Origin of the sequence: Paraburkholderia agricolaris, from assembly GCF_009455635.1 — a bacterium.
In the GTDB taxonomy this organism is placed as follows: Bacteria; Pseudomonadota; Gammaproteobacteria; order Burkholderiales; family Burkholderiaceae; genus Paraburkholderia; species Paraburkholderia agricolaris.
In genome coordinates, this window is sequence record NZ_QPER01000001.1 from 1,916,889 (window position 1) to 1,931,582 (window position 14,694).

The following is a 14,694-nucleotide window of genomic DNA, read 5'->3' on the forward strand; positions in this document are numbered from 1 at the left end:
TAATCGGGCGATGCCACACGTGGCATCGCGCCAGCAATCAATTTAGCTGCTTGGAGCAATGATGATCATCGACATCCACGGCCACTACACCACGGCGCCAAAAGCGCTGGAAGGGTGGCGCAACCGCCAGATCGCAGGCATCAGCAATCCGGCGGAAAGGCCGAAGACATCCGAACTGCGGATCGGCGACGACGAGTTGCGGGAGTCGATTGAAAGCAATCAATTGCGGCTGATGCGCGAACGCGGTCTCGATCTGACTATCTTCAGCCCGCGTGCGAGTTTCATGGCGCACCACATCGGCGACTTCGAAGTGTCGAGCACGTGGGCCGCGATCTGTAACGAACTTTGCTTCCGGGTGAGCGAGCTCTTTCCGGACCATTTCATTCCGGCGGCAATGCTTCCGCAAAGCCCGGGTGTGGATGTCGCCACTTGCATCCCTGAACTGGTCAAGTGTGTCGAGCAGTACGGCAATGTCGCGATCAATCTGAATCCGGACCCGTCGGGTGGCCACTGGACGAGCCCGCCGTTGTCCGATCGCTACTGGTATCCGATTTACGAAAAGATGGTCGAATACGACATCCCCGCAATGATTCACGTGAGCACGAGTTGCAACGCGTGCTTCCATACCACCGGCGCGCACTATCTGAACGCGGATACGACGGCATTCATGCAGTGCCTGACATCGGACCTGTTCCGCGACTTTCCAACCCTGCGCTTCGTGATCCCGCACGGCGGCGGCGCGGTGCCATATCACTGGGGGCGTTTTCGCGGACTTGCCCAGGAACTCAAGAAGCCGTTGCTGAAGGATCATCTGCTCAACAACATCTTCTTCGATACCTGCGTGTATCACCAGCCGGGTATCGACCTGCTCACGCGCGTGATTCCGGTGGACAACATTCTGTTTGCCAGCGAGATGATCGGCGCGGTGCGTGGCATCGATCCCGAGACGGGAAACTATTTCGACGACACAAAGCGCTACATCGAAGCCGCGCACGTCGATGCGGATGAGCGGTACAGGATTTACGAGGGGAACGCACGACGTGTCTACCCACGTCTGGATGCAGCATTGAAAGCGAAGGGGCGTTGATCATGGTTGAGCTTGGAGTGGTATATCGCAACATTGCGCGAGCGGACGGCGATGTCGCCGCGAAGCTCGGTGCGCTTGGAACGGCCACGGTGCATGAAGCCATGGGCCGCATCGGCCTGATGAAACCCTACATGCGGCCGATCTATGTCGGCGCACAGGCCAGCGGCACCGCCGTCACGGTTTTGCTGCAACCCGGGGACAACTGGATGCTGCATGTCGCGGCGGAACAGATTCAACCCGGAGATATCGTCATTGCCGCGGTAACGACGGATTGCACGGACGGTTACTTCGGCGACCTGCTGGCAACGAGCTTCCAGGCACGCGGCGCACGAGGGCTGATCATCGACGGTGGTGTGCGCGACGTGCGTGTGCTGACCGACATGAGGTTCCCGGTATGGAGCAAGGCAATTTCAGCCAAAGGAACGGTCAAGGCAACGCTCGGCTCGGTGAATATCCCTGTGGTATGTGCGGGTGCGCTGGTGAGCCCTGGGGATGTTGTCGTGGCCGACGATGACGGCGTAGTCGTGGTTCCCGGGGCGTCGGCGCACAGCGTGCTCGAAAAGGGGGCCGCGCGCGAAGCCAATGAAGCGCAGAAGCGGGCGAGGCTGGCGTCCGGGGTGCTGGGTCTGGACATGTACAACATGCGCGAGCCTTTGCAAAACGCCGGACTGCGTTATGTCGACTAAAAGGGCCGCAGGCATGGTTATCGAACCCACCATGAGCCCGACGATCACGGGAATTTCTTCGATGGCTACCCGCAACGTATTGGCCGATCTCGTCAACCAGTACGGGCGCGAAGCACGGCAACGGGTGTCGATCGAATCGGTCGGTGGCGTCGAGGCGGCTCAGCGCCTTCTGGGTGGCGAGCCGTTCGATATCGTGGTGCTGGCGGCCGATGCGATCGACCGGCTGGTTGCCGCCGGCCGGGTCGTTGCGGGCAGTCGGGCGGACCTGACCCGCTCGCACGTGGCGATTGCTGTAGCGGCCGGTGCGCCGCGCCCCGACCTTTCTAATGAAGGCGCCGTTCGGGAAGCCGTTCTCGCTGCGCGCAGCATCGGCTACTCCACGGGGCCGAGCGGTACGCATCTGTTGCGTTTGTTCGAGCGGTGGGGCATTGCCGGGACGATTGCGCCGCGCATTGTGCGGGCCCGGCCTGGTGTTCCCGTAGGCTCGCTTGTCTCGAGCGGAGAGGTTGAACTCGGTTTTCAGCAATTAAGTGAGTTGGCGAGCGAGGCCGGCATCGACGTCGTCGGGACGCTGCCGCCTGATATCGAAGGCGTTACCGTTTTCGCGGCTGCGATTTGTACGGCATCTGAACGAACGGTGCAGGCGCAGGCACTCATCTCATTCCTCATCTCGCCGCAAACAGCATCAATCAAGCTTGCACATGGTATGGAGCCTGTCTGAGGTAGTCCGAAAGTGCATGGGGACGATATCAAGCATGTCTCGTCATCTATGTGGCTATAAATTAGATATGCAAAATAAGCAAATTTACTCGCTTTAATTTGGAAAGCGCCGGCGCGAAAAAAGGAGGTGTAAAAGAATCAAAATAAATAAGGAATATTAATTACTCCGTCATGAAGGTATGCCGTGTGCTCGTGGCAAACAGAGACGGTTTTGATGTCCGATAGAGAGACAGGTTAGGAGACAAGCATGAAAACTCGGCATTCCATGGGGCTGCTCGCTCGCGTCCGTGAGCGAGCCGGCTCGTTGCTGGCGGTATTCGCCATCTGCACCACCGCTGTTCTTGCGGCCGCTTGCGGCAGCGGTAGCGGTAGCAGTGGCATCAGTTCCACTCCGGCGACGCTAGCCGCCGTAGCGCCGGTTATCGATTGTTCGAAGCTGGCCGCGGTGGACATCACCGACATCGGCGGGGCGGGCAGTTCGATTACCTCGGCTACCGTGACCGCGGCCACGGTCAATGGCGCCACCGTCAACTTCTGCACGGTGAAGGGCACGCTCGCACCGGCGAATACTTTCGAGGTGGCGCTGCCTGTCAGCACCTATACGCAACGCTTCGCGGCACTCGGATGCGGCGGTCTGTGCGGCACGTTGAGCGATCCGACCCAGCAAAGCTCGTTCAGTTTCAGCTATACCTGTCCTTTGGTTCAGCAGGGCGGCTTCGTGACGGCGGCGACCGACATGGGCCACTCGGGCCAGAGTTCCGCGTGGACCACGAATCCGCAGCAGCAGGCCGATTTTGCCTACCGCGGCCAGCACATCACGACACTCGCGGCGAAGAAGCTGATTAAGGCCTATTACGGGCAGGCACAGAAGTACTCGTATTTCGTGGGATGTTCGGACGGTGGCCGCGAAGCCCTGATGGCCGCGCAACGCTACCCGAACGACTACAACGGCATCGTCGCTGGCGCGCCCGCCGCCCACTTCCAGATCCAGAACTCCCTGTATCACGGCTGGAGCGTGAAATCGAACAGCAGCACCGGCACCAGCACCGGCAATGCCGTGCTCTATGCCGACAAGGTAGCCGTGCTGCACAAAGCGGTGGTTGCCGCTTGCGGCGGTCAGCTCAACGTGCCTGACGGCTTGCTCACCGATCCGCGCATGTGCAATTTCGACGCGGCATCGATCCAGTGTCCGAACGGTGCGACGAACACCAGCAATTGCCTGACCGCTGCCGAGGTCTCCACCGCCAGCAAGATCTACGGCGGCCCACTGGATGCCACGACGGGTGAGCGCATGCTGGCCGGTTCGCCGCAACTGGGTTCGGAAATCAACTGGATCGGTGTCGAAGTGCCGACCACGAACTCGACCGCGGCGCCCGTACCCGTTACAGGTCTTTTCAGTTACTCGATCGTGACCGGCGCCTACAACCTCATTTTCACGGGGTCGCCGAGCATGCCGAACATCGACACCTTCGGCTATCAGGACGCGAGCTTCTATCCGAACTTCCTGCAGGCAAACCACCCTCTCATGGATGCGACCGACCCGGACCTGTCGGCCTTTCAGAAGGCGGGCGGCAAGCTGATCCTGTGGCACGGCTGGGCTGATCAGCACATCTCGCCGCTCTTCACGATCAACTACTACGAGGCTATGCAGAACACCATGGGCGCGTCGAACGTGGATGCGTTCGCGCGGCTGTACCTCGTGCCGGGCGTGGGCCACTGCGGCGGCGGTGAGGGCTTCCCCAACATCGACCTGGTGACGAAAATCACAGGCTGGGTCGAGCAGGGCAGCGCACCGAATGCGGTCATGACGTACCAGACCGATTCGTCGAACGCCGTGACCGCGTCACGCCCGGTGTATCCGTATCCGGCCGTGCCTCAGTACACCGGTACCGGCGACTGGCGCGACGGCGCCAACTATACCCAGGGCGCCGCGTTATATAACGCGCCGACGCCTGCCTGGGCGGGTAGTAGCTTCTACACGCCGTACACCGCGACGACGGAGGGCGTCGCGGCCCCCTGAGCCGTTCGCCGCTCATGGAACTATGGCCGGCTCTGCGGAGCCGGCCTATCCGTTTGCGACCAGACGGCATGGAGTGACGTCGGTGAAAAAATCGCTGACCGGATTGCTCGGCGAAATGCTCGTCGGGGAGGCGTGATCGACGAGAATGCGCGCGTCGGCACTCTTCCATCCCACGGCTACGTCAAGAGGCACCAGGCTGATGGGTGTCGCTAACTCGCACTCGTCAAAGCGACGACAAAGTCAAGAAACACTCTTGCCTTGGCCGGCATATGGTGCCTCGATGGATGGTACGCATAGAGCGGGAACCGCTCGTCCGGCCAGTCGGGGAAGAGGTTGACAAGCTGTCCGTCCCGGATCAGATGCTGGGCTCCGGACAGCAGCATCTGCGCGATGCCAGAGCCGGCCAGACACGCGTTGAGGAGTGCGCTCGGGTCGTTCACCGTCAGGCGTCCATTCGTTTCGACAACCAGCTTTTTCCGTTTGCGATGAAACTCCCACGGATACGGCTTGCCGGTTTCCGGGTTGCGGAATTCCAGGCACCTGTGCACGCCGTGCCCCAACTCCTGAGGCTCCGCTGGCCGCCCCCGGCGAGCGAGGTACGACGGCGATGCGACCGTGACAACCGCTGTGTCGAGCAACTTTCGCGCGACCAGACTCGACGAACGAGGTTCGCCAAATCGCAAGGCCAGATCGAAGCCGTCCATGACGAGGTCGCCAAGCTGATCTCTCGCAATGAGCTCGAGTTCAAGTTCGGGATGCAGATCCATAAACTCGTCGAGCTTTGGACCCAGAATGATTCGCGAAAAAACCGGATCCAGATTGATGCGCAGCTTCCCGCGCACGGTCACGGCGCCGCCCGCTGCGGCTGCGGCCGCTTCTTCCATTCCCCTTAAGTGCGGCATGACCTGTTCGTAGAACCGTCGCCCCTCTTCAGTGAGGGAAACGGCGCGAGTCGTCCGGTTGAAGAGCCTTATTTTCAGCCGCCTTTCGAGTCGGGCAATGGCCCGGCTGACCCCGGGCGGCGACATGCCCATCAAGTCGGCGGCGGCCACGAACGTCCCCGCATCGACGACGGCCGCAAATACGCTGATACCGCTAGAGAGATTCTCGCTGGACGATCTCATAGGCCTTGCACCGTGCGTAAAAAAACACACTATGACGAATTAGTAACTATGAGTCATTTAATAAGTGCTATTCATATCATTTAGTTTCTCCTCGCGTTTACCCACAATGCATCCCGGCAGCACACATTTATCCAGGAAAGGAGAAACTGCAATGTATGCAATCACAGGGATAACAGGCAAGGTTGGCGGTGCGCTGGCGCGCACGTTGCTCGCAGCGGGCCAGCCGGTACGCGCGGTGGTGCGCGATGCCGCTCGGGCACGTTCGTGGGCTGAGCGCGGGTGTGAAGTGGTCACTGCCGACATGGACGATGTGGCATCCCTTACCGCCGCTTTCGACGGCACGCAAGGCGTCTTCATTCTGCCACCGTCCGAGTTCGACCCGTCGCCAGGCTTTCCCGAAGCACGTACGGTCATTGACGCGGTACGCGGAGCGCTTCAGGCGGCGGCACCTGGCAAGGTTGTCTGCCTGTCGACGATCGGCGCGCAGGCCACTGAGACTAATCTGCTCACGCAACGTACGCTGATGGAGCAGGCGCTTCGCGAGTTACCGATGCCCCTGGCATTCCTGCGTCCCGGGTGGTTCATGGAGAACGCTGCGTGGGACGCCGTGCCGGCCCGGGACGATGGGATTATTCGCAGCTTTCTGCAGCCGCTCGACAAGGCTGTGCCGATGGTTGCGACCGCGGATGTGGGTCGCGTCGCCGCGCAACTGCTTCAGCAAACCTGGCGCGGCGTGCGGGTCGTCGAGCTGGAGGGGCCGCAACGTGTGAGCCCGAACGATCTGGCGGCGGCATTTGCCGGGGTGCTCGGTCGCCCGGTCCGTGCGGAGAGCGTGCTGCGTGAAACATGGGAGGCGTTGTTCCGGTCCCAGGGGATGAAGGAGCCGTTGCCGCGTATGCGCATGCTCGACGGGTTCAATGAAGGCTGGATCGCCTTCGAAGGCGATCCAGCCGAGATCGTCAAGGGCGAAGTGCAGTTGGCAACCGTTCTGCGAGACCTCGTCTTGCGCGATACGTCGCTGAGCGATTCCTGACGCATGCCCAGGCGAGCCGTTTACCCTCCCGACGATCGCGCAAAGCATCTTCATGGCCCTGTCTGGCTGTCTGGCTGTCTTGCGCTCGCGGGAGTAGACTCGCCTGGGTTGCTCCGTGTCACCACGCCGATCGACGTTTTGCGCCGATGCCTGCGCGTGATTAGAAGGAGCGGTGAAATCGGTTCGAGTGGCGTCGGGGAATGTGCGAATGCGTTTGTCCAAGGTTGATCTGAATCTCTTCGTAGTCTTCGAAGCCGTCTACAGAACACGAAACCTGACGCGCGCCGCGGAGATGCTGTTCATCACCCAGCCTGCCGTCAGCAATGCGTTGGCGAGGATGCGCAAGGCGTTCGACGATCAGCTTTTTGTCAGTACATCGGCCGGCATGATGCCGACCCCCGTTTCGGAAAACATGATCGGCCAGGTTCGTGAGGCGTTGCAGCTGCTTGATTCGAGCACTCACGTTGGGGGACGCTTCGATCCAGCCTCGTCTGAGCGTACGTTCCGGCTCAGCATGACCGATCTCACGGAAGCACTTCTTCTGCCCGCGCTGGAGGAAGTGCTGCAGCAACTGGCGCCCGGCATCCGGATCGAAAGCTACTTTACGACGCGCCGCGAGGTTCCGGAAGCGCTGGCCAGCGGGGCCGTCAATCTCGCGATCGACGCGCCGTTGATCGACGACCCTTACCTCGAGCAGGAGCCGCTGGGCCGCGACCGTTATGCCTGCATGCTGCGCCACGATCATCCATTCACCAGAAAGAAGCTGACGATCGACGACTACCTCAAGTTCGGCCATATCCATGTATCGAGCCGCCCGCAGGGATCGGGTCTCGTTGACGCCGAGCTGACCAGGCTGGGCCTCAGGCGATCGATTCAGACGCGCGTTCAACACTATCTGGTCGCTCCTCTGATCGCGATGCGAACCGATCTCGTGCTCACGGCCCCCCTCGTGCTCCTGCAGCGGTATGACGCGCGAATTCTTGCGCTGCCGTTCGATCTTCCGGATCTTCAATCTCATTGCTACTGGCATCGAAGCGTGACCGGAGACCCGGCGCATCGTTGGCTGCGCGAGCAGATTGGCCGTCTCATGCGGGAAATGAACCAATAAGCAGAGTCGTCGCAGGCGTAGGGCGCTACATACAAGGTGTCACGAAAACTTATAGCGGACTATCACAACAATAAATTTCCTGAATGCCGTGACGCTGAGTATTCTGCTAGCTATGTTGAAGCGAGGACGGCATGGCAGAACTCTATCTTGTACGGCATGGCCAGGCGTCTTTCGGCGCCGAAAACTATGACGAGCTATCTTCTTCCGGTCGTATTCAATCGCGTTGGCTCGGCGAGTACTTCGCGCAGGCGAACGTGCAGTTCGATCGCGTTGTCATGGGCACGATGCAGCGGCATCGGCAAACCGCCGATGGAATTCTGGCGGCGATGGGTGGCCTGCAAGTCGAGATCGTCCAGGACGCGGGTCTGAACGAATACGATTTCGCGGCCCTGTTCGCCGCCCTCGGCGAGGAAGGCTCGCCAACGGGTTGGTCCGCAGGTCTGTCGGCCACAGGTTCAAAGAAGGACTTCTACAAAGGGCTCAGACAGGTGCTGCAGCTTTGGGCCGATGACCGCTTGCCGGGCCGGGTTCCAGAGACGTGGCATCAATTCCAGACGCGCGTCCAGCGTGCGCGTATCGACATCCAGCGGACTGGCGGCCGGCGCGTTCTGGTGGTGAGTTCAGGTGGCCCGATCGCGGTCACTGCCCAACAGGTTCTGCAGGCACCCGCGGCAACCGCGATTGCGCTGAACCTGCAGATTCGGAACAGCAGCATTTGCCAATACGTCTTTAACCACGACGCGATGTCGCTGGTCAGCTTCAATTCCGTGCCGCATCTCGAACATGCCGAGAGGCGTGAATTTGTCACCTACGGCTGATCTTCGCCAGGTTTTCCCCAAGCCATGAATGCTCATTCCCAATTCGACACCGAAGATCTCACACGTTATCTGACGGCGCACATGCCCGGGTTTCAAGGGCCCTTGTCCATCGAGAAATTTCCCGACGGACAATCCAATCCGACGTTTCTTCTGAACGCACAAAGCGGCCGCTATGTACTGAGGCGTCAACCTTCCGGCGCGCTGCTCAAGTCCGCCCATGCCGTTGACCGTGAGTTTCGCGTGTTGTCGGCGCTAGGCAGGACACCGGTCCCTGTCGCCCGTGCGTATCACCTTTGCGAGGACCGCGACGTCATCGGCAGCCTGTTTTACGTGATGAGCTACGAGGACGGCCGCATCTTCTGGAATCCGGCGCTGCCGGAAGTGCCCGTCGAGGAACGTGGCGCCATCTACGAGGCGCTGATCGGCACGATGGCGGCGCTCCACGACGTGGATATCGACGAAGCCGGTTTGTCGGACTACGGCCGCCCAGGCAACTACTTCGTGCGTCAAATCGACGTCTGGACCAAGCAGTATCGCGCCGCGCAGACCGATGTGCTGGAAGCGATGGAATCGCTGATCGAATGGCTACCTGCTCATTGCCCGGCGGAAACTGGCAAGCCTTCGCTCGTGCACGGAGATTTTCGTATCGACAATCTCATCTTCATGCACGGTGCGCCGCAAGTGCGCGCCGTTCTCGACTGGGAGCTATCCACGCTCGGCAATCCACTCGCTGACATTGCGTACTTCTGCATGTGTTTGCGGCTTCCGCCCGGCAGTCATATCGCCGGACTCGCGGGGCTGGATCGACGAGCGTTGGGCGTGCCGGACGAGACGTCGATTGTCGAACGGTATTGCGAGCTTCGGGGTATTTCTTCGATTGAGAACTGGAACTTCTACCTGGCGTTCTGCTTTTTCCGGCTCGCCGCTATCGCACAGGGCGTGAAGAAGCGGGCTTTGGGCGGCAACGCCTCGAATGAAAAGGCGAGGCAGGTAGGAGCGATGGCAGGGGCGCTTGCCAGGATGGGTGCCGACCTGATTTGAGCCCACGCAGAAAACTGGAACGTAGATATAAGGACGCTGATTGTGACTACTAATTTGTTTGATCTGAAAGAAAAGATTGCGCTGGTAACGGGCGCAAGCCGCGGTATCGGCGAAGAGATCGCGAAGCTGCTCGCCGAACAGGGCGCGCATGTGATCGTGTCGAGCCGCAAGCTGGAGGGTTGTGAATCCGTGGCGCGCGAGATCAGCGAAGCCGGCGGCAGTGCTGAAGCGTATCCGTGTCATGTCGGGCGCATCGAGGATATTCTCGCGATCTTCCAGCATATCCGTGCGCGGCATGGCCGTCTGGACATCCTCGTCAACAACGCGGCGACCAATCCGTATTTTGGCCATATTCTCGATACCGATCTGGCGTCCTTCGAGAAGACGGTGGAAGTGAACCTGCGTGGCTACTTCTTCATGTCGGTGGAGGCGGGCAAGCTGATGCGCGAGCACGGCGGCGGTGCGATCGTCAACACGGCTTCGGTTAATGCCTTGCAGCCTGGCGATATGCAGGGCATTTACTCGATCACCAAAGCCGCTGTTGTCAACATGACGCGGGCATTCGCGAAGGAGTGCGGACCGTTGGGGATTCGGGTGAACGCACTGCTGCCCGGATTGACCAAAACCCGCTTTGCGGGCGCGCTTTTCTCAGATCAGGCTACCTACGAAAAGTGGCTGTCGCAGATCCCGCTGCGGCGCCATGCCGAACCGCGCGAGATGGCGGGTACTGTGCTTTATCTGGTGTCCGATGCGGCGAGCTATACCAACGGAGAGTGTGTCGTCGTCGACGGTGGACTGACGATCTAGTCAAGCGGTCGACGCATGGTAATGGTCAATGCGTCGGCGAGATCAATCACGATTCTGGAAGAGTAAAAATGGACTTTGCCTATAGCTCGAAAGTCGACGCGCTGCGCACTCAGGTGCGTGCCTTCATGGACACTCATATCGTTCCGCGTATCCGGCAATGGCACGACGAAGTGAGTGCGGGTCAATATCCGGTTTCCTTTATGGAGGATCTGAAGGAGCGCGCGCGTGGAGAGGGGCTCTGGAACCTGTTCCTGCCACATCTGCGCGATGACGAACCCGGTACCCGCCTGACCAATCTCGAGTACGCGCCGCTCGCTGAAATCATGGGGCGGGTGTCATGGGCGTCCGAGGTATTCAACTGCAATGCGCCGGACACAGGGAATATGGAGTTGCTCCACATGTTTGCCACGCCCGCGCAGCGCGAGCAGTGGCTCGAACCGCTTCTTAACGGCAAGATCCGCTCCGCGTTTGCGATGACGGAGCCGGCGGTAGCCTCCTCGGATGCGACCAATATCACGACGTCGATTCGTCGCGACGGTGACGACTACGTTATCGACGGCCGGAAGTGGTTTATCACGAACGCCGCGCACCCGAACTGCAAGCTCTTCATTGTGATGGGGAAAACGGATCCGGACGCGGCGAGTCACAGTCAGCAGAGCATGATTCTTGTTCCTCGCGACACACCGGGCGTCAAGGTGATCCGCAATATCACGGTGGTCAATCACACGGCGCCGGAAGGGCACTGCGAGATCGAGTTCAAAGGCGTGCGCGTGCCCCGGTCGAATCTTCTCGGCGAAGAAGGCAGCGGCTTCGCGCTTGCGCAGGCGCGTCTCGGACCGGGACGGATTCACCATTGCATGCGTTCGATCGGCGCCGCGGAACTGGCGCTCGAGTTGATGGTGGAGCGGGCCCAGACACGCACGGCGTTCGGAAAGACGCTGTTTGAGCATGGGACGGTTGCCGAATGGATCGCGAAGTCACGAATCGAAATCGATCAGGCGCGGCTCTTCGTTCTCAAAGCCGCGTGGATGATCGACAACGTGGGCGCGAAGGAAGCGCGCAAGGAAATCTCGATGATCAAGGCGCTCGTGCCGGGGGTTCACACCGCCGTTTGCGAGCGGGCGATGCAGGTATTTGGCGCGATGGGGCTGAGCCCCGACACGCCACTGGCCGATAGCTGGACGTGGGGCCGTGCGTTGAAGTTCGCGGATGGTCCGGACGAGGTTCACCTGCAGAGCATTGCGCGGATGGAACTCAAGGCGCAGCGCTATGAACCGGGCAAAGGGAATCCGTATCTGACGGCACCGGTGTAACGTTTTAGCAGCGGTTTCACAGCTTTAAATCCCCCGTCCAGCAAGGCCGCGTTTCGTCAGACGATTCGCGGCCTTTTCGTTTCTCCCCCCTTCGTGTATGCGGCACTCCCCCATTCAGGGGGTACTTCCCACGTCCCGACATTTGCATGATTGTCCCAACGCGTTTATCGCAGCAGGCCGAGAAAATAACCCGACAACATTCGCCTGCCATCCACGCTTGCCATCCAGTTTGGGACTGAAGGAGACACAGATGCAGGACGAAGTCACGACACCAGGATCCTCCGCCTACGCCTATCCGTTGCTGATCAAGCAACTGTTGCTTACACCGTTTGTTCAGGCGCAGGACGAAGAGATAGTCTACCGGGACCAGTTCCGGATGACCTGCGCCACGCTGCGCGAGCGTATCGCGCGCCTCGCCAACGGCTTGAGCGAACTTGGCGTGCAGCACGGCAGCACCGTCGCGGTGATGGATTGGGACAGCCACCGCTATCTCGAGTGCTACTTCGCGGTGACGATGATGGGCGCCGTGCTGCAGACCGTGAATGTGCGGCTGTCGCCGGCCGAAATCGCCTATACGATCAATCATGCGAGGAAGGCAAGGCGATGGACATGAGCAGGTGGAAAATCATCATCGGCGGCGGCGCGTTGCCGCAAGGGCTTGCCAAAGCGGCGCTGGAGCGGGGCATCGACGTGTTCGTCGGTTATGGCATTAGTCAGGGCCTGAATGGCGCGAAGTGCTTGGAAATGCCTCAGAGCCCGAGAAGACTCATGGACTGCCATGCTCCCTCTGGTGGAGCTGCCTGTTGGGTTCGCCGGACAACCGGTAGACGTGCAACTCGCCATTTTTTGCAGAGTACGAGGACGCATTTAGCAAGACTATTCCGACCGGCAGCTTCATCCGCAACCCGCAGATTCCAAAGCGCTTTTTTGCTCTGAAGGAATGAACGTCGGGATCGCTGGCGTTGTCGGCGGGACCAGCCGGGTACATGAGGCGCGGAGTCTGGTTTGCCGCACCTGAGCCGTGTCATTTGCTGAAAATACTGTATGAATGTACAGTATTGAATGTATTCGGCCGATCAGCGAATGCACGCGCTTCTGAGGCCCACCTCCGCGGTCGACTCTTCCACGCTTTTCAGAGGCGTCGGCACGCGCGCACTATTGAGCGGAGATTCATTCCCATGCCGGCTTTATCCCGTCAGGAACGACATGCCTGAACAACTCTGGTTGCCCGGTCTCGAGGCGCCGCCAACGCCAACAGACGGGCTCTTTTTCGCAATCTTCCCCGATGCCAGTACGGCAACCGGCATTGCGAAGCTCGCGCAGCAACTGTGCGGCGAAACGCGCTCGAAGAGCAAGCCGCTCGCGGCGGGCCGATTGCACGTTACATTGGTCCATCTCGGGAATTTCGCAGGCGGTTTGCCGCAGAAACGTGTTGAGGCGGCGATGCGTGCGGCCGCGTCGATCCGGATGAAACCCTTCACGGTCGAGTTCGACAAGCTGGTGAGCTTCGCGGTGAAGCCGAGGCCGGGGCCGTTGGTGTTGGGCGGAGACGACGGCCTCGTGGGGCTTCATGCGCTGCACGACGCACTTGGGCTGGCCCTGCAGGACGCAGGCTTTGGCGATCGCGCGGTGATGCCCAGCACGTCGTTCACCCCGCACGTTACCCTCGCTTACGGTATGCCTCCATTGCCCCCACGTCCCATCGAGTCTGTTTGCTGGAACGTGCGGGAATTTGCGTTGGTGCACAGCTTGCTCGGGCGTACGCGGCATATCGCATTGGCCCGATGGCCTCTGGTGGGCGCGGAGTAGCGGCTCATTCACGCCATGCGTCCCTCAAATACGCTGAATCTGAAAACCAGGGGGATTCGTCGGTCACACGGCCGGAACGCTCGCGCGCTCCCTGATAGAATGCTCGGGCCGCAACGTAGTGGACCGCAGATGAAATTGCTTGATGCGTTAGTCGAACAGCGTATTGCCGCCGCAGCCGCACGCGGTGAGTTCGATGATTTGCCGGGCGCGGGCGCGCCGCTGCCTCTGGAGGACGATGCACTGGTCCCGGAAGAAGTGCGCGTCGCCAACCGGATTTTGAAGAACGCGGGTTTCGTGCCGCCGGCTGTCGAGCAGCTGCGTGCCTTGCGCGACCTGCAAGCGGAGCTGAATGCCGTGAGCGACCGGGCTACCCGCTGCCGTCTCCAGGCGCGCATGCTGGCGCTGGATATGGCACTTGAATCGCTGCGCGGTGGCCCGCTGGTCTTGCCGCGCGAATACTGCCGGCGGATTGCCGAACGGCTCTCCGAGCGCGTCGGCAACCTCAATATGGCCGATACGGGTTCGCAGTGAGCGAGCCGCTTGTCTCGGACCGGGATCGCCATTTCATGGCGCTCGCCCAGGCCGCCGCCGAAAAGGCGCGCGCAGCCGGCGAAGTACCGGTAGGCGCGGTGCTCGTGCGGGGTGACGAAGTCATCGCCACAGGGTTCAACCATCCAATCGGTGCTCACGACCCCTCGGCGCACGCGGAAATGGTTGCATTGCGCGCAGCCGCGCAAGCTGTCGAAAATTACCGTTTGCCGGGCTGCGAACTCTATGTGACGCTGGAACCGTGCCTGATGTGCGCCGGTGCGATCATGCACGCGCGTATCGCACGCGTCGTGTTCGGGGCGCGGGATCCGAAAACCGGAGCGTGCGGCAGTGTTGTCGATGCATTCGCGAATCCGCAGTTGAATCACCACACCACGGTGACCGGTGGCGTGCTCGAAACCGAATGCGGCGCCGCGCTCAAATCGTTCTTCGCCGAACGGCGGCGCGCAAGCCGCGAAGCCCGCGCGGCGGCACGGGGCGAACACGCGGCAGCAGGCGGCGAAGCGCCGTCCGGGTGCACTGCGGCACACGGTGAACCGGGGCCGGCTGAGCCGCTCTAAAACAACAACATCCAACAGG

The 14,694-nt window shown here is 60.7% G+C and carries 14 protein-coding genes and 1 pseudogene; 14 read left to right on the forward strand and 1 reads right to left on the reverse strand.

All coding sequences use genetic code 11. The features are described 5' to 3' along the window. The first annotated feature begins 61 nt into the window (after positions 1-61). The 4 genes from GH665_RS08665 (at position 62) to GH665_RS08680 (ending at position 4,513) form a co-directional block, all read left to right on the forward strand. Complete coding sequence (locus tag GH665_RS08665) at positions 62-1,087, forward strand: amidohydrolase family protein (protein ID WP_153138319.1); 1,026 nt, start codon at positions 62-64, stop codon at positions 1,085-1,087. A 2-nt stretch (positions 1,088-1,089) separates the two neighbouring features. Continuing rightward, on the forward strand, positions 1,090-1,773 hold the full coding sequence (ligK, locus tag GH665_RS08670; protein ID WP_153135512.1) for a 4-carboxy-4-hydroxy-2-oxoadipate aldolase/oxaloacetate decarboxylase: 684 nt from the start codon (positions 1,090-1,092) through the stop codon (positions 1,771-1,773). A 13-nt stretch (positions 1,774-1,786) separates the two neighbouring features. Next, on the forward strand, positions 1,787-2,494 hold the full coding sequence (locus GH665_RS08675; protein WP_408274586.1) for a substrate-binding domain-containing protein: 708 nt from the start codon (positions 1,787-1,789) through the stop codon (positions 2,492-2,494). A 246-nt stretch (positions 2,495-2,740) separates the two neighbouring features. Continuing rightward, positions 2,741-4,513 (forward strand): tannase/feruloyl esterase family alpha/beta hydrolase, encoded by a 1,773-nt coding sequence (locus GH665_RS08680; protein WP_153135514.1) that lies wholly within the window; start codon positions 2,741-2,743, stop codon positions 4,511-4,513. A gap of 209 nt (positions 4,514-4,722) precedes the next feature. Here GH665_RS08680 and GH665_RS08685 read toward each other — a convergent pair whose 3' ends face one another. After that, complete coding sequence (locus GH665_RS08685) at positions 4,723-5,637, reverse strand: LysR family transcriptional regulator (RefSeq protein ID WP_153135515.1); 915 nt, start codon at positions 5,635-5,637, stop codon at positions 4,723-4,725. Between the two features lie 151 nt (positions 5,638-5,788). On the opposite strand from GH665_RS08685, the gene GH665_RS08690 reads away from it, so the two are divergent. The 10 genes and pseudogenes from GH665_RS08690 to tadA all read left to right on the forward strand — a co-directional run bounded on the left by GH665_RS08690 (position 5,789) and on the right by tadA (position 14,675). Continuing rightward, on the forward strand, positions 5,789-6,670 hold the full coding sequence (locus GH665_RS08690) for an NmrA family NAD(P)-binding protein (protein WP_153135516.1): 882 nt from the start codon (positions 5,789-5,791) through the stop codon (positions 6,668-6,670). A 208-nt stretch (positions 6,671-6,878) separates the two neighbouring features. Then, positions 6,879-7,778 (forward strand): LysR family transcriptional regulator, encoded by a 900-nt coding sequence (locus tag GH665_RS08695; RefSeq protein WP_030103005.1) that lies wholly within the window; start codon positions 6,879-6,881, stop codon positions 7,776-7,778. 131 nt (positions 7,779-7,909) lie between these two features. Beyond that, on the forward strand, positions 7,910-8,596 hold the full coding sequence (locus GH665_RS08700; RefSeq protein ID WP_153135517.1) for a histidine phosphatase family protein: 687 nt from the start codon (positions 7,910-7,912) through the stop codon (positions 8,594-8,596). Between the two features lie 24 nt (positions 8,597-8,620). Continuing rightward, positions 8,621-9,637, forward strand: a complete 1,017-nt coding sequence (locus GH665_RS08705) for a phosphotransferase (protein ID WP_153135518.1) — start codon at positions 8,621-8,623, stop codon at positions 9,635-9,637. A 42-nt stretch (positions 9,638-9,679) separates the two neighbouring features. Continuing rightward, complete coding sequence (locus tag GH665_RS08710) at positions 9,680-10,444, forward strand: SDR family oxidoreductase (RefSeq protein WP_153135519.1); 765 nt, start codon at positions 9,680-9,682, stop codon at positions 10,442-10,444. 68 nt (positions 10,445-10,512) lie between these two features. Continuing rightward, entirely contained in the window at positions 10,513-11,757 is a 1,245-nt protein-coding gene (locus GH665_RS08715) for an acyl-CoA dehydrogenase family protein (protein WP_153135520.1), read from the forward strand. Between the two features lie 250 nt (positions 11,758-12,007). Beyond that, a pseudogene (locus tag GH665_RS08720) lies at positions 12,008-12,346 on the forward strand (AMP-binding protein); the annotation flags it as partial. Positions 12,347-12,963: 617 nt separating this feature from the next. Then, positions 12,964-13,566 (forward strand): 2'-5' RNA ligase family protein, encoded by a 603-nt coding sequence (locus GH665_RS08725; RefSeq protein WP_153135521.1) that lies wholly within the window; start codon positions 12,964-12,966, stop codon positions 13,564-13,566. Positions 13,567-13,695: 129 nt separating this feature from the next. Further along, positions 13,696-14,097: a DnaJ family domain-containing protein gene (locus GH665_RS08730; RefSeq protein WP_046568955.1), complete on the forward strand. Its 402-nt coding sequence runs from the start codon at positions 13,696-13,698 to the stop codon at positions 14,095-14,097. Further along, complete coding sequence (gene tadA / locus GH665_RS08735; protein WP_281357227.1) at positions 14,094-14,675, forward strand: tRNA adenosine(34) deaminase TadA; 582 nt, start codon at positions 14,094-14,096, stop codon at positions 14,673-14,675. The genes GH665_RS08730 and tadA overlap by 4 nt, the downstream gene beginning before the upstream one ends. Positions 14,676-14,694: the final 19 nt, after the last annotated feature.

What these genes read in the sequence shown, in the direction of transcription:
- GH665_RS08730 (WP_046568955.1), top strand. Translation starts at nt 13,696, where the DNA reads ATGAAATTGCTTGATGCGTTAGTCGAACAGCGTATTGCCGCCGCAGCC.
- GH665_RS08695 (WP_030103005.1), top strand. Translation starts at nt 6,879, where the DNA reads ATGCGTTTGTCCAAGGTTGATCTGAATCTCTTCGTAGTCTTCGAAGCC.
- GH665_RS08680 (WP_153135514.1), top strand. Translation starts at nt 2,741, where the DNA reads ATGAAAACTCGGCATTCCATGGGGCTGCTCGCTCGCGTCCGTGAGCGA.
- GH665_RS08690 (WP_153135516.1), top strand. Translation starts at nt 5,789, where the DNA reads ATGTATGCAATCACAGGGATAACAGGCAAGGTTGGCGGTGCGCTGGCG.
- GH665_RS08705 (WP_153135518.1), top strand. Translation starts at nt 8,621, where the DNA reads ATGAATGCTCATTCCCAATTCGACACCGAAGATCTCACACGTTATCTG.
- GH665_RS08725 (WP_153135521.1), top strand. Translation starts at nt 12,964, where the DNA reads ATGCCTGAACAACTCTGGTTGCCCGGTCTCGAGGCGCCGCCAACGCCA.
- GH665_RS08675 (WP_408274586.1), top strand. Translation starts at nt 1,787, where the DNA reads ATGGTTATCGAACCCACCATGAGCCCGACGATCACGGGAATTTCTTCG.
- GH665_RS08700 (WP_153135517.1), top strand. Translation starts at nt 7,910, where the DNA reads ATGGCAGAACTCTATCTTGTACGGCATGGCCAGGCGTCTTTCGGCGCC.
- ligK (WP_153135512.1), top strand. Translation starts at nt 1,090, where the DNA reads ATGGTTGAGCTTGGAGTGGTATATCGCAACATTGCGCGAGCGGACGGC.
- GH665_RS08715 (WP_153135520.1), top strand. Translation starts at nt 10,513, where the DNA reads ATGGACTTTGCCTATAGCTCGAAAGTCGACGCGCTGCGCACTCAGGTG.
- GH665_RS08685 (WP_153135515.1), bottom strand. Translation starts at nt 5,637, where the DNA reads ATGAGATCGTCCAGCGAGAATCTCTCTAGCGGTATCAGCGTATTTGCG.
- GH665_RS08665 (WP_153138319.1), top strand. Translation starts at nt 62, where the DNA reads ATGATCATCGACATCCACGGCCACTACACCACGGCGCCAAAAGCGCTG.